The 25077-nt window shown below is 62.9% G+C and carries 19 protein-coding genes; 6 read left to right on the top strand and 13 right to left on the bottom strand.

Going from position 1 to position 25077, the window contains the following annotated elements; translation table 11 throughout:
* The first annotated feature begins 1 nt into the window (after position 1).
* The gene (locus tag LDL28_RS11685) at positions 2-850 is read left to right on the top strand and encodes an LPS assembly lipoprotein LptE (RefSeq protein ID WP_233058704.1); all 849 of its coding nucleotides are present in this window, start codon (positions 2-4) and stop codon (positions 848-850) included.
* Positions 847-1866, top strand: a complete 1020-nt coding sequence (gene holA / locus LDL28_RS11680; protein ID WP_233058703.1) for a DNA polymerase III subunit delta — start codon at positions 847-849, stop codon at positions 1864-1866. Before LDL28_RS11685 ends, holA begins: the two co-directional genes overlap by 4 nt.
* A gap of 547 nt (positions 1867-2413) precedes the next feature.
* Here the strand turns inward: holA and pbpC are convergent.
* The 7 genes from pbpC to LDL28_RS11645 all read right to left on the bottom strand — a co-directional run bounded on the left by pbpC (position 2414) and on the right by LDL28_RS11645 (position 16480).
* Entirely contained in the window at positions 2414-4417 is a 2004-nt protein-coding gene (pbpC, locus tag LDL28_RS11675; protein WP_233058702.1) for a penicillin-binding protein 1C, read from the bottom strand.
* Positions 4418-4424: 7 nt separating this feature from the next.
* Positions 4425-9317 (bottom strand): alpha-2-macroglobulin, encoded by a 4893-nt coding sequence (locus LDL28_RS11670; protein ID WP_233058701.1) that lies wholly within the window; start codon positions 9315-9317, stop codon positions 4425-4427.
* A gap of 297 nt (positions 9318-9614) precedes the next feature.
* On the bottom strand, positions 9615-11315 hold the full coding sequence (locus tag LDL28_RS11665; RefSeq protein ID WP_370636328.1) for an OprO/OprP family phosphate-selective porin: 1701 nt from the start codon (positions 11313-11315) through the stop codon (positions 9615-9617).
* Between the two features lie 155 nt (positions 11316-11470).
* Complete coding sequence (gene pstS / locus LDL28_RS11660; RefSeq protein WP_233059281.1) at positions 11471-12481, bottom strand: phosphate ABC transporter substrate-binding protein PstS; 1011 nt, start codon at positions 12479-12481, stop codon at positions 11471-11473.
* A gap of 231 nt (positions 12482-12712) precedes the next feature.
* A complete protein-coding gene (locus LDL28_RS11655) occupies positions 12713-14155 on the bottom strand; it encodes a mannose-1-phosphate guanylyltransferase/mannose-6-phosphate isomerase (RefSeq protein WP_233059280.1) in 1443 nt (480 codons plus the stop codon).
* A gap of 134 nt (positions 14156-14289) precedes the next feature.
* The gene (locus LDL28_RS11650; protein ID WP_233058699.1) at positions 14290-14958 is read right to left on the bottom strand and encodes a hypothetical protein; all 669 of its coding nucleotides are present in this window, start codon (positions 14956-14958) and stop codon (positions 14290-14292) included.
* A gap of 199 nt (positions 14959-15157) precedes the next feature.
* On the bottom strand, positions 15158-16480 hold the full coding sequence (locus LDL28_RS11645; protein WP_233058698.1) for a site-specific DNA-methyltransferase: 1323 nt from the start codon (positions 16478-16480) through the stop codon (positions 15158-15160).
* A 265-nt stretch (positions 16481-16745) separates the two neighbouring features.
* Here LDL28_RS11645 and LDL28_RS11640 point away from each other — a divergent pair, with 265 nt between their 5' ends.
* Genes LDL28_RS11640 through LDL28_RS11630 form a run of 3 tightly spaced genes read left to right on the top strand, consistent with a single transcriptional unit; the run spans position 16746 to position 20073 of the window.
* Positions 16746-18314, top strand: coding sequence for a hypothetical protein (locus tag LDL28_RS11640; protein ID WP_233058697.1), 1569 nt, complete (start codon positions 16746-16748; stop codon positions 18312-18314).
* A complete protein-coding gene (locus LDL28_RS11635) occupies positions 18311-19105 on the top strand; it encodes a glycosyltransferase family 2 protein (protein WP_233058696.1) in 795 nt (264 codons plus the stop codon). Before LDL28_RS11640 ends, LDL28_RS11635 begins: the two co-directional genes overlap by 4 nt.
* Positions 19106-19158: 53 nt before the next feature.
* A complete protein-coding gene (locus LDL28_RS11630) occupies positions 19159-20073 on the top strand; it encodes a glycosyl transferase (RefSeq protein ID WP_233058695.1) in 915 nt (304 codons plus the stop codon).
* A 97-nt stretch (positions 20074-20170) separates the two neighbouring features.
* Here LDL28_RS11630 and LDL28_RS11625 read toward each other — a convergent pair whose 3' ends face one another.
* The 3 genes from LDL28_RS11625 to LDL28_RS11615 are packed head-to-tail and all read right to left on the bottom strand — an operon-like array spanning position 20171 to position 20939.
* Positions 20171-20452, bottom strand: a complete 282-nt coding sequence (locus tag LDL28_RS11625) for a hypothetical protein (protein ID WP_233058694.1) — start codon at positions 20450-20452, stop codon at positions 20171-20173.
* 23 nt (positions 20453-20475) lie between these two features.
* Complete coding sequence (locus tag LDL28_RS11620) at positions 20476-20634, bottom strand: hypothetical protein (protein ID WP_183479426.1); 159 nt, start codon at positions 20632-20634, stop codon at positions 20476-20478.
* A gap of 20 nt (positions 20635-20654) precedes the next feature.
* Complete coding sequence (locus LDL28_RS11615) at positions 20655-20939, bottom strand: hypothetical protein (RefSeq protein ID WP_233058693.1); 285 nt, start codon at positions 20937-20939, stop codon at positions 20655-20657.
* Between the two features lie 134 nt (positions 20940-21073).
* On the opposite strand from LDL28_RS11615, the gene arfB reads away from it, so the two are divergent.
* Entirely contained in the window at positions 21074-21481 is a 408-nt protein-coding gene (gene arfB / locus LDL28_RS11610) for an alternative ribosome rescue aminoacyl-tRNA hydrolase ArfB (RefSeq protein WP_233058692.1), read from the top strand.
* A gap of 13 nt (positions 21482-21494) precedes the next feature.
* On the opposite strand, the gene LDL28_RS11605 is transcribed toward arfB, so the two are convergent.
* The 3 genes from LDL28_RS11605 to LDL28_RS11595 form a co-directional block, all read right to left on the bottom strand.
* Positions 21495-22160: an HAD family phosphatase gene (locus tag LDL28_RS11605; protein ID WP_233058691.1), complete on the bottom strand. Its 666-nt coding sequence runs from the start codon at positions 22158-22160 to the stop codon at positions 21495-21497.
* A gap of 601 nt (positions 22161-22761) precedes the next feature.
* Positions 22762-23502 (bottom strand): DUF72 domain-containing protein, encoded by a 741-nt coding sequence (locus tag LDL28_RS11600; RefSeq protein WP_233058690.1) that lies wholly within the window; start codon positions 23500-23502, stop codon positions 22762-22764.
* Between the two features lie 153 nt (positions 23503-23655).
* A complete protein-coding gene (locus LDL28_RS11595) occupies positions 23656-25050 on the bottom strand; it encodes an outer membrane beta-barrel protein (RefSeq protein WP_233058689.1) in 1395 nt (464 codons plus the stop codon).
* Positions 25051-25077 lie beyond the last annotated feature (27 nt).

The following is a 25077-nucleotide window of genomic DNA, read 5'->3' as shown; positions in this document are numbered from 1 at the left end:
GATGGCGCATCCCGTCCGTCGCACCGGCATGTTCTGCGCCCTGCTTGTCGTGGCGGGGTGCGGCTTTTCCCCGATGTACAAGACGACGGGAACCCATCTGGGGGCCGACGGCAAGCCCACGGTCGGGAACGTGCTGGCGGAACTGAAACAGGTTTACGTGCCGGTCATCAAGGAACGGTACGGCCAGCAGTTGCGCCAGTTCCTGCAACAGGACCTGTCAGGCGCCGGGCCGGAAAACCCGACGGGCTACGCACTGCATATCAATACCTACATCATGAACGAAGCTGTCGACATCCATGCCGACAACACCAGCGGCCGCACGCGCACCACGGCCTTTGCCCACTGGCGTCTCTATACCATGGCGGATGAACCGCAACTGCTGGCCAGTGGCGATGCCTCGGTGGTGGATGGCGTCAATAACAACTACGAACAGTATTTCGCCCTGACCCTGAACTTGGAAAACGTGCGTACCCGCGTCGCCAGGAACATGGCGGAGCAGATTACGCAGCAGGTCGCCGTCTGGTTCCGCACCCATGCCAGACCTGCCGTAAGCGGTTCGGCCACGGACCAGAACCAGCCGCGCTATGTCGACCCCAACAGCATCGTCAACCCCAACAACCAGATGCCCGCCCAGCAGCCGGGGGCCGATGGCCTGCCCGCGCTGGCCACGGGCCGGACCGACGCCCAGCTTAACGAGCAGAATAACGAGGACATGGATACTTCCACCGGCAGCGTGCCGATGGACAATGCCCCCGCCCCCACGCCACGCGAGCGCCCGGAGCCCGATACATCGGACAGTGAACCCGGTGGCAGTTCGGGCATCAGCATCGGGGGCAACGAAAACCAGTGAAGATCGAAGCCCGCGCCATCAACGCCACGTTGCAGGCGCCGGGCGCGCTGCGGGCCATCATCTTGCATGGGGACGATGCCGGGCTGATCCGTGAGCGCGCCACAACGGCGGCGAAAGCCATCTGCCCCGATCTGGACGACCCCTTCCGTGTCGCGGTTCTGGGCCGCGAGGAGCATGACCGGCTGGAAGAGGAGACGACCGCCCTTTCCCTGAGCGGCGGGCGGCGCGTGATCTGGGTGCGGGAGGCGGGTGACGGGCTGCTGGCCTCCCTTCAGCGCAGTCTGGCGCGGGCGTCGGATACGCTGGTCATTATGGAAGCGCCGGGGCTGGCGTCCCGCGCGAAGCTGCGCGCCTTTGCCGAGAAGGACCGCCTGTGCGGCGTGATCGGCTGCTACCCGGAGGAAGGCCGCGCGCTTGAAGGCGCGATCCGGCAGATGCTGTCGGCGCAGGATGTCGGCATCGACCCCGATGCGCTGGGCTGGATGGTTGAACGCGCCGGCCCCGACCGGGCCGCCACCCGCAGCGAGGTGGAAAAACTGGCCCTGTTCGCCGGAAAGGGCGGCAGGCTGGGGCTGGAGGATGTGCGGGCCTGTGTGGGAGATGCCGCTGGCGTTTCGCTGGAAGACGCGGCCTTCGCCGCCATGGCGGGCGACCGCAGGGGGGCCGACGCGGCGGCGGAACGGGCCCTTACGACCGATGGCAGCAGCCCGGTGGCGCTGACGCGGGTGCTGCTGTCGCATATCCACCGCCTGCGCCGTGCGCGGATCGCGATGGATGGCGGCATGAGCCGGGCGGACGCCATGCGGCAGTTGCGGCCGCCTGTGTTCTTCAAGCGAACCGACAGTTTCTCACAGGCACTGGGCATATGGTCCGCTGCCGCCCTGCTGCGCGCGGCGGACGAAACGCAGGCGCTGGAACTGGCCTGCAAACAGACCGGCAGCCCGGAGACCGTGCTGTGCCTGCGCCATGTCGCCCGCCTGTGCGCGCAGGCGCAGCATGACCGCAGGCGGCGTTAAGGCGCGAATATTCCATGGCCGCCCCCGGAAAACACCTTGCCCGGCCGGGCTGGCTCGGTTAGAAAGCCTGCGTGTGTCCGCGTAGCTCAGCCGGATAGAGCACAGGATTCCTGGTTTTCAATTGGGCGTCACGACGGGAAACCACGTGACGGATCTGCTCAAATTCGGGGAACGCTCTGGCTAACGCCGTGCCAATCCCGAGCCAAGGCCGGTTGTTTCTCCGGCAAGGTGTAGAGACTGGATGGGCAGCACCTGTCGGCCGCTTACGGCCCATGGTGAAGGGACAGTCCAGACCACGAACGCCATGCCACCATGGCGGCGGCGAAAGCCGAAGTGGCATGAATCCTGGGGCCGTGGGTTCGAATCCCGCCGCGGACACCACAAATCACTTCATATCCATTATAAATCAACACATTACGTCTTAACGTGATCCACGGCAGCCCATGCGCTTCCGGGTGGGAAAGTCTGCCTGCCATAAGGAAGTCTTGGGGGAAGCTCTTTTCAAAAGGCTTCAGGAAACGCCGCCTTTTTGAAAAAAGGCAGCTTCTCAGCGAATCCTGACATCCACAGCGGCACTGCGGCCCTGCATGTCCATAACGGAAATATGGGCATAACCCACACCATCGGGCAACCATGACGGCATGGCTCCGGGTGGCACCTCCAGGCCCGTTCCGTTCACCATCCACCGATAGGGCGGCGTTCCCCCGCCAGCCTCCAGGCCAATGGGGGTCATGGTGCCGTCATCAGCCCGGCTTTCCATTTCGCTGCCCGGTCGGGGCAGGATGATCTGCGGCCCCCCGGGCCGGGCCAGCTGCCGCAGCGCGGGTGACAGATAGCGTATGGCCTGATGACGGGGTGTCACGCCAGATGCCATGATATCCCCATCCGGCTCCAGCAGGCTGACGATATGCGCCAGCAGGGGCGCAGCCGTTGCGCGGCCCGTGATGCCGGGGGAGGCCGTGCCATCCGGGCGGCCCGCCCAGACGATAATGGTCCATGGTCCGGTCACCGCCGCAGCCCAGGCGTCACGCATGCCATAGGACGTGCCGGTCTTGAACGCGACATGGTTCCACTGTCCGGTACCCGGTGGGGGCGGTGTCCCTTCCAGAATGGCGCGTACATCCTGTGCCGCGCGCCGGCCAAGCAGGCTGGCGCCGGGTGCGCGCCCGGTCGCGTCGAAATACGGGACCATGGCCTGGCCGTCGTGATTGAGGGCGGAATATAACGTGGCGAGGTCATGCATCGAGATCCCTTCCCCACCCAGTGCGATCGCCAGGCCGGGCGCGGTATCGCGGCCCGGCAGCCGGGGCACCACGCCACAGGCGGCAAGACGGGACAGGAAATGATCCGGCCCGATCAGGCGCAGGGCCTGTACCGCAGGCACGTTGAGTGACTGCCTGAGGGCATCCGCAACCGTTGTCTCACCCCTGAAGTTCTGGTCGAAATCATGCGGTGCGTAACCTGACAGGCTCATCCGGCCATCGCTGATCCGGGTGCGCGGTGTCAGCACCCCACGGTCAAACGCCATGCCGTAGATGAATGGCTTCAGGGTGGAACCGGGCGAACGCCGCGCCAGGACCAGATCGACCGCGCAGCCGGGACACTGATGTTCGCCCCCGCCAATCCAGGCCGCCACACCCCCATCATGCCGGACGACAAGGGCGGCGAAGGTTCCGCGCAACGGTGCGTCACGGGCGGCCACGACGCTGCGCAACATGCGTTGCAGCCTGCCATCAAGCGTCGTACGCACGGTGCCCCGCCGCCCGGCCCGCCATGCATGGGCAAGCAGCGCCGGAGCCGCATGCGGCATGGCGGCGGCCCCGGGCAGGGAAGCCGCATCGGACGGGACGTTCTCCACTCCCCGCCCCATCCCCGTGCGGCGCAGCACCCGCCGGGCGGCCGCCAGCGCCAGTGCGCTGTGGCGACCGGGGCGCAACGTGGTCGGGTGCCGGGGAATGGCCACCAGCACGGCGGCCTCCTGCCGCGCGAGGTGATCGGGCTCGTGATTGAAATACAGCAGGGATGCCGCGCGGATCCCCTCGATATTACCCCCTTCCGGCGTCAGGGTCAGGTAGATGTCCAGCACCCCCCTGCGGCCATAACGCCATTCCAGTTGCATGGCGCGGGCCATGTCCAGCAGCTTGCCACGCAGGCTGTGACGGTGCGGGCTGAGCAGGCGGGAAGCCTGCATGGCCAGCGTCGATCCCCCCGAAACGATATGGCCGCGCGTGACAAGCTGGCCAACGGCACGCGCCATGGAGAACGGATCGACACCCGGATGCCAGTAGAACCGCCGGTCTTCGGTAAGAAGCAGCATGTGCATGTAGACCGGATCAACCTGTGACGCCGCAAGCGGCAGCCGCCACGCCCCGTCCACGCTTGTCCGCCCGTCCAGCCGCGCGCCGGTGCGCTCAGTCAGGATCAGGGCGGATGCTTGCAGGCGGGACAGATCCGGCGGCAGCAGGCGGTCGAGTATCCAGAGCATGCCTGCCGACAGCACCATCGCCGCCAGCAGGCCGAGCGTCAGGGTAACGGCGGGCGTCCGGCGCAATGGCGGCTCAGCGCGCCATGACCGTGGTGGTGGACGATGCCGTGCGGGCCAGCATCATGGGCCGGTTCAGGTCCTCCGCCAGGATTTCGGGCCGGATGAAAGTGCCCGGGGTAACGGCCCGGACAATATAGGCGGCATGGAACTCGTGCGGATTGACGGACTGCTTCAACCCATCGCCGCCGTCATCATCCTCGGCGGACAGGTCCGCATCCGGGTCGTTGACCCGCATCACCGCGACAAACCTGTCATCGCGCGCCTGGACGCTGCGCGGAAGGTCCAGGTGCCCCAGGAATTTATAGGCATCGTTCCCCGGTGTGATCACGGATTCGATCTCCCACCCGGCAGGCAGCAGGTCGACAAGGCCGATCTGGTGCATGTCGTTATCCGATACCTCCCCGTCAAAGCGCATGATGAAGCGGTCGTTCTGGTTCAGGTGCGTCACATCGACAGGTTCCCCGCTCAGGCTGACCGCGCTGGCTGTCAGGACCATGCCGTTGGTGAGCGGCCGCACCGCTCCCACTGGCGTGCCGTGAACGGTCAGGGTGCGATAGAGGGGTTTGTCGCCAGTATTCTCCATGCTGATCCCCTGCGCGAGGGCCTGCTCCCCCAGGGGGAACGCGGCTGGCAGGTGCAGCGGATCCGCACTGCTGGCGGTTCCCATACGGATGCGCCGCCCCGGTTCATCCTGATCCAGCGCCGCGGCGGCTTCCAGCAGGGCGGTCTGCTCCGTCCCGTCCAGTTCCGAAGCCCCGAGTTGCAGGGACTGGAACCGCCGGATCAGCGCGGCCGCCCTGTTCGTGTCATGTGCCTCGGCCGCCAGCGCCGCAAGCCCCGACAGGTCACGGACATAACGCCAGTAATCAATATCCAGCAGGCCGGGCCGTCCCGTCCTGGCTGCCCCCAGCGCGCTCTCGGCCTGATCGAACAGGTGTGCCGCCTGCTCGGGCATGTCGTCCAGCGCAAGGGCGGCGGCCACGTGGCCAATAGCCAGCGGCATGGCCTGCGCCTGTTCCGCCGCGGCACCCGCCCATAACAGGTAGGTCCGCCCGTTCTGCCGGGCCGTATTCAGGTCGGTCGCAAGCGCCTGTATCGCATCCGGCCGCAACCGTCCCGCGCGGGCGAAAACATAGGCGGCATAGGCCCGCGAATTCCGGTCGGACGCATCATCCTCCCCACCAGCCTGCAACTGCCGGGTTTCAATCTGGTCCATCAGCAGGTTGTAGGCCGTATCGGGCACATTATAGCCCGCGGCCCGGGCGCGGGTCAGGAAATCGGCCAGGTAATCCTGCATGTCAGGCAGGCTTTCCCCATCATACAGACGCCATTGGCCAATGACACCGGACCCGTCCTCACGCGCCAGCATGGCGTCGATTGCGGACTGCACCCTGTCATGCACGCTGGCCCGCGTCTCGCCCATGCCCAGCAGCGCCGGATTGTCGAGATACAGCAGGGCGCGCGCCTGAGCCGCCAGCATTTCCGAAGATCCCCACACGCTGGTTTGCAGCGCCTGCAGCAGGCCGATCGTATCCAGCCCCTCCGCCGCGGAAAAACCGGCGGTGACCTTCACGTCCCCTTTTGCCAGACCGGCCAGTACCTCCGGCCCGAGGGTCACTTTCGCCCCCGGCGCGAACGCCGCCGACTGGGACTGCGTATAGGGCAGGTGGCCCGGACGTATCTCCATCGACCAGTCACGCACGGCCAGCGGGGCCGAGGTGCCCGGCGCGCTCAGCACCGCGTGGAAATGGACGATACCGGCATGATCGGCCACCAGCGTAACCGGCGTATCATAGCGTGCGCCGGGCGCCAGCGTGGCGTTTATGGACGCATCCCTGCCGAAATGGAGCGGACCTGTTGCCGTAAGGTTCAGATGATAGGCCTGATCGGGGCCATCGTTATTCACGATCGAAAGCAGGGACTGCGCGCTGTCACCGGGGGCGAGGAAGCGCGGCAGGGTCATATCCGGAAATACGGGATCGCGGATGAGGGTGTCGGCCGTGGCCGTGCCGATCCCATCGACCGACCAGGCGGTGGCCATCAGGTGCAGTTGTCCCTCAAAATCGGGCACATCGAGCGTAACGGTGCCATGACCCCGCGCATCCGGCGTGACCTCTCCCGAAAACAGCGCCACGGTGCGTGCCGTCGTAACGGACAGCGCGCTGCCCTGCGCGGAGAAGGCGTCCCCACCTTCCCGGATGCGGCCAACGGGCGCATTGCCCAGCAGGAGCCGGTTATAGGTGTCGGTTATGTCCACGCCGAGACCCTGCGGGCCAAACATGATCCGGAACAGGTCGGGCTGCTGGAACGACGTCAGGTTCAGAATGCCCTGGTCCACGGCGGCCAGCGTAAGCCTAATGGGCCTGCCTGCCGTAGCGCCATTCACATTCACGGGTATGCTCAGCCGCTGGCGGGGAAGCGCCTTGTCCGGCGCATGCAGGGCGATGGAAAGATGGTGAGTGTGGTTATCCACGCCAATCCACGCCAGCCCCACGGCACGCACCGGGTCATGGGGGCGATGGGGCGCGGAAAGCGGCCGGTAAAGCGTTACCAGCGCGTAGGCCCCCTGCCCCCATTGCGCATCCGCCGTGACCGGCACATCCAGCCCCTGGGCCGGAACGTCAAGCACGCGGGTGGACAGGATGTGGTCCGTCGCGATCATCAGTTGCGCCCGCCCCGCGAAACCCCCGGCAATATGCACCTGTGTCGTGCCATTGGGCGGGATCTCGTCATTGCGGGCCGTAACGGCCAGCCTGTCGGGCGTATCGCTGTCATCCTGCGCGGACCAGCCGACCGCGATGGTGGTGGAACTTGCCGCCCCGGTCGCGGGATTGCCGAGCGTCAGGCGGTACTCCCCCCAGTCAAGGTTCTGCGTGAGATGGGCAAGGCCATTGCCATCGGTCTGGGTATCACCCGCGCCAACCGGAACATCCACCGTATGGACCGTGTAGCTCCAGCCACCCTGCTCATTGCCGGTCCAGTCAAAAATCCGGTTCAGCCGTGAAAGGGTCCAGTGCAGCCCCTTTGTCGCGACGGGATGGTCATCGGGGTCAATGGTCACGACATCCACTGGCACCGCCACGGTTCCATCACTGCTGGCGGGCGGTCTGGCGCGCAGCCCGATCAGTTCATGCACGCGGCGGACCGGCACGGATAGCTGCTGGCTGACCTCCCGCCCCGAGGGGTCGGAAAAACCGGCGTCAATCCGGATTTCAAGCGGGCGCGTTCCGCCTGCCGGAAGGGTGGGCGTGAACGAGACGGTGCTGTTGCCCCGCGCGTCGGCATCCGGGATGTCGAGCCTGTCCGCGATGTCGGGCACGGATTCATTTTCCAGCCCGAAGGCCCAGCCCGCGTAAGCGGGAACCGGGGTGGGCATGACCCTGACGGCATAGCTGCCCTCACCATGCAGTCCGGCACCGGGCGCGCCATAGAGATACCGTGTTGAAAGATGCAGCGCCACCGGGTTGCCCGGCTGATAGACCTGCGGGGTCGCGGCCATGGTCATGGAAATTGTCTGGGGTCGGAAATCATCGACCTGGAACTGGATCTTGCCGACCGGGGGCAGGGTCGGGTCGGTAAAGGCATCAAGGCGCCACGGCCCCGGTTGCGCGCTGCGGCCCAGTGGCAGCGGAAGGACGAAGCCGCCATCGGCGCTGCCCGCGCGCATGAAGCGGCGGTCCTCGACATTATCGGGACGGTGCAGGACGAATGTGAGCGGCTGGTTGGCGACCGCCATGCCGAACCTGTCGCGCAGTAGGGCGACAAGCTGCACCGTCTCACCGGGGCGGTAGATGCCCCGGTCGGTTTCCAGCAGCACGGTGTGCCGGGAATATGCGCGCGCGCCCTGTGGCCACAGATCGGAAAAATCGAACCACGGCCTGTTCAGCCGCACCATGGTAAAATCATTGGCGGTGCTGGCGCGCAACTGCTCGGCTTCCGCGCCATGCCTGCCACGCAGAAGCCCGGCATCGAAACGGGCCTGTCCCTGCGCATCGGTCACGGTCGTGCCAAGCGCGTCCTGCCCGGCGGATACCAGCGTCACCTTCACGCCCGGCAGGGGCAGGGCCGTGGCGTAGGAACGCGCGGTAACGGAAAGCCCGTCGCTGCCGCGTGCGACGGAAAGCCCGATATTGCTGAGGCTGACCCAATGGACCGCAAGCGGCGGGGCGGAATCGGCCGGGTCTTCATCTCCCTCAGCCGCCGGGCCGGACGGCCGGGATGTGGCGGGATTTTCAGCCGTGACGAGATAGAGGCCATCCTGCTGGCCATGGGTGATGGTGCCAAGCGGAAAACCCGTGCTCCGGGAGCGGTTTTTCTGCCCACCCGTCTCCAGCGTGCCCTGCCAGACTTCGGTCAGCCTGTTGGAAAGCAGGAACTGGAAGGTGCCCCTGTCCATTGTCGTCTGCGCCATGTTGATATCGGGACCGCCACCCATGCCCGCGACCTGCGCCAGGCTTTGGGACAGGTGATAGACATGCACGCGCACCACCGGCATGTTGACGGTCTGGACAACGATATTGCCCGAAACCTCCTGCGGGAGAACATATCCATCCCCACTGAGCGCCACCATGGCCGGGCGATCGCCAAAATGGGCCGAGAGCGTCAGCGGGCCCGCCAGCATTTCCTGTGCGGCGGAACGGAAACCGGGGGCTACGGCGATATGATAGGCGGTATTGTAGGAAAGCCCGCCAAGGCAGAAGTGGTTATCCTCCACACGCGGGACAAAATGCATCGCGGGCGTAAGCGTGACATTCGCGGCCAGGCCATCCGTTCGGGACGCATCGAGCGCCCCGTTGAAAATCAGGCAGATTTCCGGATGCTCACCGCCCGCGTTGACCTGGGTCCGGGTGAAGGCGAAGGACGGGGGATCATCGGCCGCCCGTGCCACCCCATACGACAATGGCATGGTCGCGGCCAGTAATGCTGCGACAGTTCCCCGTTTCCACCCGTTCATTATTTTTCGCCGCCCAGTTTATCCGCAACAAATCTTGCACAGCCTGCCATTGCTGGCCAGACCGGCCCCCTGCGGCGCGGGGGGCTGATATGAAGATTATGGCGGGCGGCGGAACCGGAACCCTTCCGTCACGTTTCATGACAGGACGGAAGGGGCAGGCGGAAATGCACGACGTGACGCCATACGGGGATATGGCGTCACGCGCGGAAAACAAGGCTTTGGAAGAAGACTTTTATGGGGGGACTGCGTTCAGAACGCCGCCTGGATACGGCCCGCAACGGAGTTGCCGTGGCGGCCCATGATATTCTGCGCGACGCTGTTGTCGCTTACGATGAAGTGGTTGAAATCAAGCATGAAGCGGAAATGCCGGTTCGGATACCAGTTCAGCCCGCCCGACCAGACCGTCTGCTGCCCGCCACGCACCGCCGTCAAGCTGTTGCCCAGCCCGCTGTTCAGGTCGGCCACGCTGTAACGGCCAGAGATTTCCAGCGCGCCCCAGTAGCCATGCGCGGGATCGAACGCATGGTCCACGCCCGGTGCGGAGAACGCGCCTTCCTTGATGTTGTAGCTGCGCGGCGCGCCGAACAGGGTATAGTTGGCCGCGCCATAATAACCCTGGAAGTTCACGGTGCCGCCAGCGTTGCTTACGTTCCCCACGGAGCCCGCCGTGTTGTCGCCGCGTGTGATGCCGATGTGATAGTATTCACCCTTCAGCACCAGCCGCTTCCACCTGAAGCCCAGTTCCGGACCCGCGGACCACATGCTGCCGACATTGCCAACGGTGGCGCTGAGCAGCTTGGTCGTGGTCAGGTCCACTTCCGGGGCCTCGCTCATCGCGACCGAGGTGCGGGCGGCCCCTCCGGCGGCGTTGGTCTGCGCCATCTTGAAGGCGCTGATGGCGGACAGGCCGATATGCACGTCTATGTCCTTTGACAGGTACGGACGGCCCGCGACACGGAAGGTGGCGCCGGTCTGGCTGTCATAGACGTTGCCCGCGCTACGGGCGCCATAGCTCTGCCCGGTCAGGTAACCCGCGATCCACCAGCGCTTGTCATAATGCAGGGCGCCAAGGCTCATGCGCGCGTCACCGGCGGCGATGTTACGCACCATGTCGGTAATGGCGGGGCGTTCCATCATTTCGAATTCGTTCGAGCTTTCGGAATCTTCTTCCGTCACGCGCGGCTGGAAATAACCGGCGGTGATGATGGTATTGTGGAACCCGGCATAGTTCAGGTTGGCCTCATACAGCGTGGCCGAACCGTCATGGCTGCTGGAGCCGAAATCCGGCGTGATGTTGGCGATCCAGTTCTTGTAACGGAACGAGATGGGAATACGCAGCCGGCGGGCGTTCTCGGTCAGACCCGCGAAATCGCCCTTGCTCTCGCCCCTGCGCGGCGACATGCCCATGAAGCCGCCGATATCTTCATGAAACGCCAGGCCGATGGACATGGCGTACATCCCGTCCTCGGTCGAAATGGTGGGACGCCCGCCGGGGAAGCCGACCACCATGCCACCCATATGCAGGGCTTCTTCCTTCTCCGTTGCCGCACGGAAGGACGCCCATGAGGACGAGACGCCACGATCCGACGGCGGCGTGCCGAGATCCGCCTTGTGCAGCACGTTCATCGTATTCGCGCTGTCATCACCAATGCGGATGTCACGCGCGTAGCTGTCCGGCAGGGGCTGGCCGTTGGCGGCCGCGACGCGGCGGGCCTGCGCGGCGTTGGCCGCGGTGGGGGACGCATGGGTCTCGGCCCGGGCAAGACGCTGGCGCAGCACGCTGATCTGTCCTGACATCTCACGCCGCATCTCCTGCATTTCATGCTGCAGGGCCTGGATCTGTGCATCCGATGCGGATGCCGCGGAAGCCTGGTGTGATAAGGATACCCCCCATATGGCGGAAGAACCGAGGAAGAACGATACAGCGGACCGGCGAATCATATTAATCATTCCGTAATGAAGGACGGGTTCATTTAGAATGACTGATCTGTTCTGTGTGTTATGTTTCCAATACAGTTTTATGAAGGTTTTATGACATCGCCAGATACAAAAAAATCCGCCCGGAGACCGGACGGATTTATTTTGTCTTTATTTGTTGTAACGTATTATTTGGCGTTATCCCACTGCTGCAGGATGTCCGTCTTCACATTGGCGGGCACGGGAACGTAATCAAGACGATAGGCCGCCGCATCCCCATTGCCGAGCGCGTAGCCAAAGAACTTGCGTACCGCCGCGCCATGCGTGGCCTTGCCGGTGGGCACGGGCACCAGAACATAGGTGGGGGAGACGATCGGCCATGCGCCAGCACCCGTCGTATCCAGCAGGTCCACGGCGAAATGCGCGGCGTCCTTCCAGTCGGCGGCTTCGGCCGCGCGGCTGAAGCTGTCCATGCCGGGCGCGACATAGGCGCCGCTATGGTTCTTCAGCTTGACGGTGGTCATGTGCGCATTGGCGGCGAAGGCGTATTCGACATAGCCGATGGCCCCTTCCGTATTGCGCACGGAGGCCGCCACGCCATCATTCCCGCGCGCGCCAATGCCGCCGGGCCATGCGATGGACGCCCCCGCCCCCTGCCCTTCATGCCATTCGGGCGAGACACGGGCGAGATAGCCGGTAAAGACCGCCGTGGTGCCGGAACCATCCGCGCGGTGGACCGTGGCGATGTCGGTATCGGGCAGCTTCAGGCCGGGGTTGAGGGCCGCGATTTTCGGATCGTTCCACTGCCCGATCTCGCCACGGTAGATGGCGGCCAGTGTCGGGCCATCAAGCTGGAGCTGGTTGGTTTCGATACCCGGCAGGTTGATGACCGGCACGATCCCGCCCATGACGGTGGGAAACTGGAACAGATGCGCGTTTTCCAGCTTCTGCGCGTCCATGGGCACGTCGGATGCGCCAAAATCAACGGTGCCCGCCAGAATCTGGTTCTGCCCGGCGCTGGAGCCCACGGTCTGGTAATTCAGGTTGACGCCGGCAGCACGCCCGCTATCCGCTCCCCACGCTCCGTAAATGGGCGCGGCGAAGCTGGAGCCCGCGCCCGTGATATCGGCGGCATGCGCCATGACGGGCAATGCGGTCGCCAGCAGGGCGCATGTTAGGATTCGAGCAGAAAAGTGCATAATACTCATGTTCTCCGACATGAAGAAAACAGACATGTCTGGCTATCCGGCAGACAGGCGGGACAGTAGATAACTGCTCGCGCAAATAAAAATGATATGTCCATGACAGTTTTATGAAGGAAATATGAACCCCTTCGTCATGCCTGCGCGGTATGCTCCGGATAAAAAAAGGCACGGAAAAAACAGTAATCTGCCATTCCGTGCCCTGCTGGCGTTACATGGGTGGGGCGATCAGGCGCGGCTGTACACATCCTCCAGCCTGACGATGTCGTCTTCGCCCAGATAGGGGCCGGACTGCACCTCGATCAGGGTCAGGGGAATGCGACCGGGGTTTTCCAGCCGGTGCACGGCCCCGAGCGGCAGGTAGATACTCTCGTTCTCGCGCACCAGGATGATGTCCTCATTACGGGTGACCTGCGCCGTGCCTTCCACCACCACCCAGTGTTCGGCGCGGTGGAAATGCTTCTGCAGGGACAGCTTCTCCCCCGGTTCGACCACGATCCGCTTGACCTGAAAGCGCGAGCCTTCGATCAGGGATTCGTAAAAACCCCATGGACGATAGCAGCGCCGGTGGGCCGTCGCTTCCTTGCGCCCGGCCTTTTTCAGTTCCGCCACGATGGTCTTCACATCCTGCGCGTGATCGCGATGGGCGACGAGAACCGCATCCTCGTTCACCACCACCAGCAGGTCGTTCACACCCGCCACCGCCGTCAGGACACCGTCGGTGCGGATGTAGCTGTTGTTGGTGTTGTTCACGATCACATCGCCCTTGGTGGCGTTGCCGTGGTCGTCCTTGGGGCTGAGTTCCCACAGCGCATCCCAGCTTCCCACATCGAACCAGCCGAAATCACCGGGAATGACGGTCATGAGATCCGTGCGTTCCGCCACGGCGTAGTCGATCGAGATATCAGGCGAACGGGCGAAGGCCACCGTATCCAGACGTTCGAAATCGAAGTCCGTCTGGCGGGCCCTGACCGCTTCCTTCACGGCGGTCAGGATGGCGGGCTCGAACTTTTCCATTTCGCGCAGCATGGTGCGGGCGGTGAATACGAACATGCCGGAATTCCACAGGAACCGCCCGGATTCGAACATGCTGGCCGCACGGGCGGCGTCGGGTTTTTCAACGAATTTGGCAACGGAAAAGGCCCCGTCATAACCGGGCAGCCCGTCCCCTTTTTCAATATAGCCGTAGCCGGTTTCCGCCTTGCTCGGCACCATGCCGAAGGTGACGATACGGCCCGAGCGCGCCACGCGCACGGCCAGGTCGAGCATGGGGGGCACATTCCCCGGCTTGAGCAGCGCGGCATCGGCGGCCATGACCCACAATACGGCATCGGGGTCGGTCTCGGCGGCAAGGAGGGCGGCGACGGCGATGGCGGGCGCCGAATTGCGGCCCATCGGCTCCAGCACGATACGCGGCGTGTTGATGCCAACTTCGCGCAACTGTTCGGCCATGATGAAGCGGTGTTCGTTATTGCATACGACAATGGGGGCCGAAAAACCGGGCCCATGGCTGCGTAGCGCCGTTTCCTGCACCATTGTCAGGGGCGAGACCAGCGGCCAGAACTGCTTGGGATAGGAACTGCGTGAAACGGGCCACAACCGGCTGCCACTTCCACCCGACAGGATAACCGGAACCACGGGAGAGGAAGAATGCTGCGCCGCTGCTTGCATAATGGAGGCCACCAGTTTTACTCCTGAAAAAACATACTTATGTTATGTGCTATAAAGTCTGATCGTATTCTTGCTTCTTGTTGCACGGTCTTGCCGGAATCAGGATGCGCCCGTGGGTGTACGACCTCCTTCGTTCATTTTATCTTCTGTGTGGTCGTGCGCAGGACATCAAGCGATGCGCGAAGCTGCATCATCTGTTCGTAATCCGCAATCTGCTGGCGCCGGGCGGCGAACAGGATGGCGTCGATCCGGATGACCAGCTTGCGCAGGCGCCAGAACTGTTCCTGATCGACGATCAGGGTGCGCGACATGTCCTCCAGCGCGCCCACCTGCACGTATTTGGTGTTGTGGACCGGATCATCATGCAGGGATTCAACAAAGATCGGGACAAAACACAATTCGACCGTACAGGCTGAAGGCTGGAAGGGACGGATGTCATGCCCGTCATACGTGCTGACGCGGGTGATATCGAATTTGCGGTATTCGTGCAAAAGCCACGCCTTCTGTTCAGGGGTGACGATGCGGTCGAACTCCGCGCGGGTGATGTCCAGGAAGACACGGCGGTTTTTTATGACCGTCTGGTCGTATTGCGCAAGCTGGCGGGCATAGGCCGCCTCCTCCTGCGAATGTTTCATCAGGACATTGTGCCGGGCGAAATCCTCATCGCTATGGCTGTTCCAGTTCACGTAACCCGCGAAACCACCAAGCAGGCCCAGCAGGACCGGCACCGCCATGCAGGCCCACCAGTGCCGCCTGACAAACGTCCCGACCGTTGCATGCCTGTCTGCCCACGCCAGATCCATCCAGCGGTTCTCCCTGTTCCCTACCCTGCCAGAAATGCATCATGCCCCGCTGCGTTCCCTGCCACTGGCCAGCGGGAACGTTTTTTCCAGACCTGTCACCCTAACAGAACAGACCCTGCCATGCCATGCACAGCGGGCGGGACCCCGTCTTCACGCAAGCCTGCCCACCGGACCGGACCCGCCTGAGGGAATACCCGCTTCAGCAAGGGGGGGCCGCGAGCCTGAAGAAGCGCAACCCGGCACCCGGCAGGTCGTGCCGCGCCAGCACATGGGCCAGTCGCGGCTGGGTCACGGTGGTGGCGATCCGTTCGTCCATTTCCATCACGATGAACCGCCTGCACCCGCCATCCGCCGCGTTCAGGTCCATCACGGCCTGCCCGGTGGTGCCCGACCCCCCAAAGGCGTCAAGCACCAGCGCGTCCCGGCGCGCGCACAGCGCGCTGAGCAGGTACCGCACCAGTGGAACAGGCTTGGGATAATCAAAGCGCACGCCCTGCCGCGCCAGCCCCGCCGCGGCCTGCTGCACGGTGCCCATGCCCTCCAGCACGCTCAGGATGTGACTGGACTGGTCATCGCGGTCCTTTTCCATGAAAACCGCGCCGCTTGGTGTCAGGTAAAAGCGGGTTTTCAGCCCCCGCCGGTCGAGAATGTCCCGAAACCCGCCCGCGATGAAAGCCGCGCACTGCCTGCGTGAACTCCACCCGCTGCGCAGCGCGACGGGCCGGGCCAGCCGCCCTGCGCGCACGACAATCGGCGTGGTGAAACGCGGCCAGAATCCCGCATCCGCCGGGGGGGCGATCTTCCCGTTTTCAAAACTGGCCGGAAAGCCCGCTGGCAGCACAAGTTCGGAGATCGGGTTGCGTGGGCCGTTCTTGATAATGGTGTTGCGAATGACCGGCCGCCGCAGCTTGCTACGCGCGCCGACCTGGGGCGCGATCACGCAGCCGGGGACGAAACGCCGCGCCTCCCGCGCGAAGACCACCACATATTCATGATTGGTCTTGATGCGGCTGTGGTTGTCCATATTGCCCGTATTGACCCAGACGAAGGTGGCCAGAAAGTTTTCGGGTCCGAACACTTCCTCCATCAACAGCCGCAGGCGCGGGTATTCGTGGTCGTCGATACAGCAGGCGATCACGCCGTTTTCCGCCAGCAACCGCCGGAGCATGATCAGGCGCGGGTAGATGAGGCACAGCCACCTGTCCTGCCGCGACAGGGTACGCGCGCGCGCGCCCAGCGCCGCTTCCAGCCAGCGCCGTGCGGCGGGGGCGCTGGCGCTGTCATCATAAAGCCAGTCACGCCGCCCGGTATTATAGGGGGGGTCAATCAGCACCATATCCACCCGACCCGCCAGGTCAGGCATGAGCGTGGCCAGGGCGGCAAGGTTATCGCCCTGAATGATCCAGTCCCGCGCATCCGCCGCACCGCGTGACAGCGCGGGATCGGGCCGCAGCACACCCGCGCGCATCCGCTCAAGCATGGCGGCGACCGCGCGCTTTCCCTCCCATTCCAGTGTGGCCACTTACGCTCCGTCCCCCGCCAGTTGCATGCGTGTCCACTATTCCGCACCCCGCGCCATAAGGGGAGCCCCCGTGGCATGCCCTGCATTATATGAATTAGGATTGATAATACCGCAGCAGAGCATGGGGCGCGCGATGGGCCGGGCCGAAACCGGCGGGGGGAATAATCAAATATTAATTGATCTGCCCTAGCAGAATAACTGCGTGCCCCCGTCACACTGACCGGGCCCGTGCGTTTTCAGACCCGTCCCAGCCAAGGTAAAGACATTGTCCGCGGATCTGCTCCTTACACTGACACCCACCGAACAGCAGGATCTCAAGATCATAGAGGAGTCAGGCCAGTTCGATGCCGGCTTCTATCTCGCGACCTACAGGGACGTGGCCGGATCGGAAATCGACCCGCTGGTCCACTATGTCCGGTACGGGTGCCGTGAAGGCCGCCAGCCCAACCGCAATTTCCGCCCTGCCCTGTATGTAAGCCAGCACCCCGAAGCCGGGGCGAAAAACCGCAATCCCTTCGTTCATTTCCTGCAAACGCATGAGGGATGTCATATCGCCCATCACGGGCTGCTCACCCGCTTTCATCTCGAAGATCTCAGTCTTGGCGTCAAAACACTGGAGCAGTTGCCGTTTTTCGATCCCGCCGCCTACCATGACATCAACCGCGACATCGACCGCACGACGACCGACATGGCCGAGCATGCCCTGCTCTATGGCGTGCCGGAGGGGCGGCGCATCTTTGGCGCCATGCGCGTATCCGAAACGCTGGGGGCCTTATGCGCGGCCCCGGGGCTGGATGATGCCCATTACATCAACCCCACCGGGGCGGTGCCGGACAGTATCGGCGTTTATTACAATACCGGCGGCAATGTATTCATTCATGAAATCGCGGCCGACCTGCAACGCAGCCTGACCGACGCGGGGCTGAACTGCGCCCTGCTGGATGAAACCGCCGACCCCGCCAACCGGCCGGATCTGTGCATATTCGTCGCCCCGCATGAGTTCTTCCATCTCGGGCGCGGGCCGCTATGGGCCACGGGCAACATTATCCGTGACGCCCTTATGTTCAACACCGAACAGCCCCAGACGCTGTGGTTCGAACGCGGCCTTCCCTTCATGCTCATGGCGGCTGGCGTAATCGATATCTGCCACCAGATGGCCGAGGGCTTCCGCCAGGCGGGGCTGCCCGCCATTCACTTCACGCCCACGATCGGCCCCGCGCGCGACTATCTGGAAAAAGGCGACCTGCGCCACGCCATGGTCCGCATCCTGCCGCCCGCGTGTCGCGCCCGGCCCGATCCCGCCACCTCTTTTGCGGACCGGCAGATCGACATCAGCTTTTTTGGCAATACATCCACCCACCGGGAAAAGTTCTTTGCCCGCAATGCCGCGTTCCTCGCGCAGTATCGCAATTACATCTACTACCGCAAGTTCCTGAACCCCATCGACAGCAGCCCACGGGACAACCCGCTCTCCCGCCTTGCTGCGCATATTGCCGGTCATTCACGCATCACGCTGAACATCCACCGCGATGATTACGGTTTTTTTGAATGGCACCGCATCGTCAAGGGCGCCATGGCCAACGGGAGCGTCGTGGTTTCGGAACCCTGCCTGCCGCATCCCGTCTTTCGCCCCAACGTGCATTTCCTTGAGGAAACGGGCCGTCATATCCCCAACCTGATCGAATGGCTGCTGCATACGCCCGATGGCCAGGCCAGGGCCGAGGCCATCCGGTGCGCCGCACTGAAGCTGATCAGCACACCCGCCCGCAACCAGGCGCATTGCGAGAAAATTCGCGGGTTCATCGCGCATGTATGGAGCACGCCCGAAACATGAGCATCACCGCCCCCTGGATGGCGACCGGCCACGCCATCTTCACCTCCAGAAGCCGCCGCAGGCGGGTAGCCGAACTGGTCAGCGTCTGCGTCACAAATTTCAATTACGCACGCTACATTGTGGACGCCCTCGATTCCATCGCGGCCCAGAGCCATGCGGCACTTGAACTGATCGTGGTCGATGACTGTTCGGACAGGGATGATTCCGTGGCGCGCATCACCGCATGGATGGAGGAAAACCAGGAGCGGTTCTGGCGCTGCACCCTGATCGTCCACACCCGCAACCAGGGCCCGTCCGAGGCACGGAACACCGCGTTCAGGCAGGCTTCAGGCACCTTTGTCTTCGTGATGGACGCGGATAACACCATCTATCCCCGCGCGATCGGTCGCCTGCATAAAGCGGCCTGCGATGGGGAATTTGACGCCACGTACAGCCAGATCGAATATTTTGGCCACGAACAGCGCATCGGCTCGGCCGATATATGGGATCCCGCCCAGATGGCGCGGGAGAACTATGTGGATGTGATGGCGCTGATCCGCCGGCAGGCATGGGAAAAGGTGGATGGCTACAGCCATATCGACGAAGGCTGGGAAGATTATGATTTCTGGCTCAAATTCATAGATCACGGCCTCGAGGTCGCCTACGTGCCGGAGATCCTGTGCCGTTACCGCACCCACGGCAATTCACGCACGACCAATGATGCATGGGCCGCGCATGAGAACCTGCGCGCCATCATGGCGTTCCGCCACCCAGCACTCAGCGCGCGCAACCGGCCCGCGCCGCTGGGATGAAGACATGCAGACGGTCATTCCGCTGACCCGCCTTTGCGCCTATAAGGTCGGGCATGACACCGCCCGACGCCACCACGGCCCGCCGGATTATCGTAACCGGCTGCGACCATGCCTATTTCGAACTGGTCATGGAGCTGATCGCCTCCATACGTGACCACAGCCCGACGCCCATCGGGGTGATCGACTGCGGCATGGATGCCAGCCAGCTGGCGCAACTTGCGGCGCAGGGCATTCGGGTCATTACCCCCTTCATTCCCGATTACGCCCCGGCGCGGGCCCTGAAACGCCGCCCCAGCCTTGCGATCAACATATGCAAGCTTTGGCTGGACCAGATGTTGCCCGACTTCGACCTGATCCTGTGGATTGACGCCGATGCATGGGTGCAGGACGGACGGGCCATCGAACAGATGTTTGCGGCGGCAACCGGGGGCACGCTGGCCATCGTGCCGGAAATCGGCGCCAAGATCGCCAACCTGCTGGGCGTGCGCTGGATCTGCCCCGGCTGGATGCAGATCCGTTCGTTCTTATATAAAAACGCCACCCGCGCCCGCCTGCCATTCAGCATACGCAGGCAGATCGGGGCCAAGCCGCTGCTGAACGCGGGTGTATTCTGCCTGCATCGTGACGCACCGATCTGGCCCGTGCTACGGCGGTGGCAGGCGCGCATCCTGCCGCGCCGGGGCATGGCGTTTACGCAGGACCAGCTCTGCATCGCCCTGGCGGTCTATATTGACGGGCTACCCGTCACCTTTCTGGACAACAGCCACAACTACATAGGCCCCTGGCTGCTGGACGAGGCGACGGGAAAACTGGCCAACCTGTTCTTTCCCCATGCGCCGGTCGGTATCGTGCATATGGCATCGCAAAAAGCCATGCGCGCGGCACTGCATCATACCATAACCATACCGACCGTAAGCGGCGGAGAGGCCACGCTCAACATCCGCTATGGCGGCATGCGGCGTTCCTGAAGCTTTTTGGAAAAAAGCCCCACCAAACCCCTCTCCATGGCTGGTACGAAGTTTCGCAAGCGGGCCCTGAACGCTTCCAGCCCGCCGTGATCGGCCCTTAGGATTTCACAGGGGGCTGAACGCCATCTGAAGGCGTGGCCTGCCTGCGGCCCCGCGCCGCCTGCACGCGCTCGGCCGCACTGCGAAGCTGTTCGGCCAGGTTAAGGGCCAGTTCCGGCGGCAGCACGGTCACGACCCGCCGGTCGCCCTTGGGCATATGCTCGGGCGCCGTGGCCATGAACAGGTCCATCACCACAATGGAATCCTGCGCGGCTTCCGCGCCACAACTGACCGTGGGGTAAACAACAACCCGACCGGTCGCGTCACGTTCCTCATTCATGGGGAATACCTTGTCCTGCTGGCTTATGGGCGCTTGGGGGTGGGGCGTGTCTGCTCACGCCGCAAGTCCAGCCTGAGTTCCTGGATGGTCTTGCGGGCAATGGCCAGTTCGTCGCGCACGCGGGCCAGTTCCGCCTTGAGTGCGACGATTTCTGCCCGCAGGGCGGGAGGATGATCAGCCATTGGCAGCCCTTTCTTCATTATCAGGGGGATTTGGGAGCGGAGGCGAAACGTGAACGCACCTGTTCAAACAGGGTTCGGGCCGCCATGTCCTTCGTATCGGTGTGTTCGATATGATGGCGCATGCGGGCCGCGATCACATCGGCCTCCACAACGCCCGCATCCACCAGCATCTGCATGAGATCCATGACAACAAGCTGCTGGGCCGCAATCATCCTGACCACCGGCATGACCTTGGCCTGCGCCGCATCGCCCGCCGCCTGCGCAAGGGCCTTGCGCAACTGGTCCGTCATGGCCTGATCGTTCATGATTGTAACAACTCCGCTCTTGTCATCATCGGACAGGCATGGTGATAGCAAACAGCCCACGCAGCAATGCCGCCCATGCAGGGCGGCCCATCCGTTCACGATGTAACGCCCCCCGCGCAGGACCGTAAACCGCCATGTCTCCACACACCATCCCGGATGATGAATTACATGTGACCTACATCCTGGCGTCGGGTCCGGGTGGGCAGAACGTCAACAAGGTCGCGACCGCCGCGCAACTGCGCTTTGACGCCCGCAATTCCCCCACCCTGCCACAACGCATAAAACAGAAGCTGGTGGAGATAGCAGGCAGCCGGATGACGGGGGATGGCGTGATCGTGCTGACCGCGCGGCGCTTTCGCAGCCAGATCCGCAACCGCGAGGACGCGGTCGCCCGCCTGCACGACATGATCGCACAGGCCAGCACCGTACAGGCGTATCGTGTGCCCACCCGCCCCTCACGCGGGCAGCGCAAGCGGCGGATGGAGAACAAGCAGCACCGCAGCCGCATCAAACAGGGCCGCAGCAGCCGTTACACCGACTGAGCGGCGCACCTGCTCAGGCGGCGACCTGCTTCTGCTCGGTCATGATGCGCCGCAGCAGCGGCACGAATTCCGACAGGTGCGCAATGCGGAACAGCCCCGGCCACTGCGGCGCGGGCTGGCCCGGATCACGCAGCAGCACACAGGCCATGCCCGCCAGGCGGGCGGCTTCCACGCCGGCATCGGAATCTTCCAGAACGATACAGTTGCCGGGCGGGATATTGTCCTGCTCCGCGGCATACAGGTACAGATCGGGCCGGGGCTTGGGCATATCCAGATCGCGGCCTGAATGGATGCGGTCTTCTTCCAGCAACTGATCGAGGCCCGTGCTGCTGAATTTGGCGTCCATCTCCGCCATGGAGGAATTGGAGCCGATACGCACCGGCAGCCCCAGACCCAGTGTTGCCTGAAGCATGTCTTCCGCGCCATCCACGGTCTGGGCATCGGTTTTCATCATGGTTACGATGCGGTTCTGCACGATCATATCCCAGTTATCGGGCAGTTCCCTGCCGCTTTCATGGGCGATACGATCGCGGATTTTGGCCAGTTCACCGCCGGTGAACAGTTTGTTTGCCTGCGCGTCCGTAATGTTCCAGCCATATTTCCGCGCTTCCTGCGCCATGATGGAGGTGGACAGGTATTCCCCATCGACCAGAACGCCATCACAATCGAAAATAACCATGCGTAATTTCCCATCAGGGCGCACGGCCGCAGGCAGTTGATTATCGGATTTGCTGTGTAAATTCAAAGTTCAGACCCTACCTTTCATGCACTTCCTACGCGCTGAACCACAAAACATATGGCGCCAGAAGTCATGCACTATAGATATGTGATGATTTTTGATATTGGAAGGATAAAATTTACAAAATTTTGCAAAGCAGTAAATAAAAATATTTTCTGATTATTTATAATATTTCATCATTTATTTAAATTTATATTCACAATAAACTGCTAAAATTCATTGTTTTTATTTTTTAATTACATATATTATCCATATACCATTACGCAATACTCATGTATTCACCATGTTCAGGCCATGATATGTTCATGAACCGGACAGGAAAGGTTCCCTCCTCCCCTGCCGCGCCTGAGACCGGGCATGCCCCTAAACGGCAGGACCACGAAAACGGAACGGGGCCGACCTTACGACTCCGCTGCTTCGGCACAGGATGGATGATTTGCAGGATTTTCAAATTCACAACGCACCGTGCGAACAGACGGGCGCATCCGTTCAATTGGTGTCCTCACGGATCACCACCAGCACCTGTCGGCGATTGAGCGTTTCATTTCCGGGCGCTGTCTTCAGCGAACGCGTCCATAAGTTCCAACGCATTCCGCGTGGCGGCGCCATAGGTGGTGTTATCGTAGATTGTCCAGACATCGCTGCCAGCCGCGGCAAGCGAGGCAACGGTTTTCGCATGGGCTTCAATGGCCTCCTTGCCATAAGGTGACTCATAAATCCGTGGGGAACCGTGCAGGCGGAAATAGGCGAGGCCGCTCCAGCCCCCGGGTTGCGCCGCGGGCAGGAACCTGGCCGGATCCGCCGCGACGCGCGAGATCCGCCGCCCCGCCAGCATGTGGTCAACCTCTGGCTGGAACCAGCTTGCATGTCTTGGCTCCAGAACGATAGCCCCTGCGATCATGGCTTGCAGATCGTCCATAAATCGTTCCGCAATCGCGCCGGGATAGGCGAAGCTTGGGGGAAGCTGAACCAGGATGGGACCACGCCTGTCGCCCAGGCCACCCGTTTCCTCGGCAAAGCGCGCGATCAGCGCCCGACAGTCGATCAGCCGGCGCTCATGCGTGATCGTTCTGGGCAGCTTGACGGAGAAGCGGAACGCAGGCGGCACGCTTGCCGCCCAGCGTTCGTAGGTTGTGCGCCGGTGCGGTCGATAGAAACTGCTGTTGATCTCGACAGCCGAGAAGCGTGCGCCATAGCGTTCAAGATGCGTGCCGACCGGGGGAAACTGCCCGGCAAGCGCGGAAGGGATCGACCAGCCAGCAACACCGACGCGAATGGACATGGCAACTCCTCCCATGACCGGATGCGGACGGATCACAACGCCCGGCCTGCGCCACTCCCGAGACCCGATCCCGCATGCAGGCTGTATGTGACGATGTAAGAAGCTGTTTGATAAAAAACAACAAAGGTTTTTGGGTGCCTTTCAAACAGTCTCCTAGAACGACCAGATGGCGTCACAACTGAACCAGAGCATGTTGTTCGTGCCATTGTTTACAATGGGATTGGCCGTCGTGCCGGACTGGTTGAAGGGTCGCGTGCCGTTGAGGGACTTGTCCAGACGGATTTCGGGGCGGATGGTCAGCTTGCCCAGCGACATCCGGCGGTTGATGAACTCCGGCCGGTAGGACACGCCCAGCGTCAGCGCGCCATAGGTTGTGGGCGGGGCCGCATAGTACGGAAAGGGCTGGTTGGTGATGGATTTGGTGAAAGAGGTGAAGCTCGCATATTCCGTAATGACGCCGCCGGTATTGTCACGGAAGATTTCGCCACGCGCATTGAATGTCAGCCACGGGCGGATGTCCCACGCCACATAACTGCTGATGCCATAGGCATCGTCGCGCAGGGCGTCATCATGCAGGTAGGTGCCGTCCACCGTCAGCGTGACCCGATCATTGACATGGTACGTGGCCATGATGTCACCGTTATACTGCATCAGGTGGTTGGCGCTGCGGCCAAGGCCCGCGCTGGTCCAGCCGCCGCCACTGATGGAGCGGCCATTATTGCCCTGCGGGCCGAAATGGCCGATGGCATGCAGGTTCAGCTTGCCATGCATCAGGTTGTTCCATGAAAACCCGAAATATCCCTTGGGCTTGTTATTGTTCCCGTACGCGCCGAACGTGGTGGAATTACCGGCATCCACGCCCAGTATCCAGTCCATGGTCCGCGTCAGGTGCATGGTCGCGACAATACCGACCGTCTCGAACGGGACGATATAGTCGGAAGCATAGTTGAAGGTATAGAAGGGCCGCGCCGTCGCGGGCGTGCCTTCCGATCCCAGCAGGCCGTACATCTGCCCGATCTGCACATCGATCCCGCGCCGGTAGATCCATGGCAGGTGCGCATCCAGGTGGACCTGTGTCGGCACCCACTGGTACAGCCCGGTCAGCGATCCCGACCCCATCCCTGCCGTCGGGTCGAAACGTGCGTCCGAACCGTACATCGCCTCGATCACGAAACCCAGGCCGTAGCCATGCCCGACATCGGTGACGGCATGCGAGAGCGAACCCATGATCTGGTTCATCGTGACCGTATTGGCGCGGTCGGTATAGAACTGGCCGAAGTTGCGGCCCGAGCGGGTCCAGGGGTTACCCGAAATGCCGGCCTCGATCTGCACATGGCCTTCCAGCCCGTCCCAGTAGGTGCGGGCGTGACCCGGACGGGGGTGGAAGATATTGCCCGTAACGGGGGCGGGGGTTGCTTCCTCCACCGGTTCGGTCGCTTCCAGGGGGCGTTCCACTTCCGTTGGAATATCCGGGGTCTGGGCCCGCGCCCCTTCGTCCATGGGAAAGGCCAGAATGCTTATGCCAAGCAGGGTACAGAACCGTCTCATGCGGATTTCCTATTCGATGTCAGGATA

It is taken from the genome of Komagataeibacter sp. FNDCR2, assembly GCF_021295395.1.
In the GTDB taxonomy this organism is placed as follows: domain Bacteria; phylum Pseudomonadota; class Alphaproteobacteria; order Acetobacterales; family Acetobacteraceae; genus Komagataeibacter.
This window is presented reverse-complemented; position numbering and strand designations above follow the sequence as displayed.

Bases quoted from the DNA above. Each gene is read 5' to 3' on its own strand.
- LDL28_RS11685 (WP_233058704.1), top strand. From the start codon at position 2: ATGGCGCATCCCGTCCGTCGCACCGGCATGTTCTGCGCCCTGCTTGTC.
- LDL28_RS11670 (WP_233058701.1), bottom strand. From the start codon at position 9,317: ATGCCATTGTCGTATGGGGTGGCACGGGCGGCCGATGATCCCCCGTCC.
- LDL28_RS11665 (WP_370636328.1), bottom strand. From the start codon at position 11,315: ATGATTAATATGATTCGCCGGTCCGCTGTATCGTTCTTCCTCGGTTCT.
- pstS (WP_233059281.1), bottom strand. From the start codon at position 12,481: ATGCACTTTTCTGCTCGAATCCTAACATGCGCCCTGCTGGCGACCGCA.
- LDL28_RS11655 (WP_233059280.1), bottom strand. From the start codon at position 14,155: ATGCAAGCAGCGGCGCAGCATTCTTCCTCTCCCGTGGTTCCGGTTATC.
- LDL28_RS11650 (WP_233058699.1), bottom strand. From the start codon at position 14,958: ATGGATCTGGCGTGGGCAGACAGGCATGCAACGGTCGGGACGTTTGTC.
- LDL28_RS11635 (WP_233058696.1), top strand. From the start codon at position 18,311: ATGAGCATCACCGCCCCCTGGATGGCGACCGGCCACGCCATCTTCACC.
- LDL28_RS11630 (WP_233058695.1), top strand. From the start codon at position 19,159: ATGACACCGCCCGACGCCACCACGGCCCGCCGGATTATCGTAACCGGC.
- LDL28_RS11625 (WP_233058694.1), bottom strand. From the start codon at position 20,452: ATGAATGAGGAACGTGACGCGACCGGTCGGGTTGTTGTTTACCCCACG.
- LDL28_RS11620 (WP_183479426.1), bottom strand. From the start codon at position 20,634: ATGGCTGATCATCCTCCCGCCCTGCGGGCAGAAATCGTCGCACTCAAG.
- LDL28_RS11615 (WP_233058693.1), bottom strand. From the start codon at position 20,939: ATGAACGATCAGGCCATGACGGACCAGTTGCGCAAGGCCCTTGCGCAG.
- arfB (WP_233058692.1), top strand. From the start codon at position 21,074: ATGTCTCCACACACCATCCCGGATGATGAATTACATGTGACCTACATC.
- LDL28_RS11605 (WP_233058691.1), bottom strand. From the start codon at position 22,160: ATGGTTATTTTCGATTGTGATGGCGTTCTGGTCGATGGGGAATACCTG.
- LDL28_RS11600 (WP_233058690.1), bottom strand. From the start codon at position 23,502: ATGTCCATTCGCGTCGGTGTTGCTGGCTGGTCGATCCCTTCCGCGCTT.
- LDL28_RS11595 (WP_233058689.1), bottom strand. From the start codon at position 25,050: ATGAGACGGTTCTGTACCCTGCTTGGCATAAGCATTCTGGCCTTTCCC.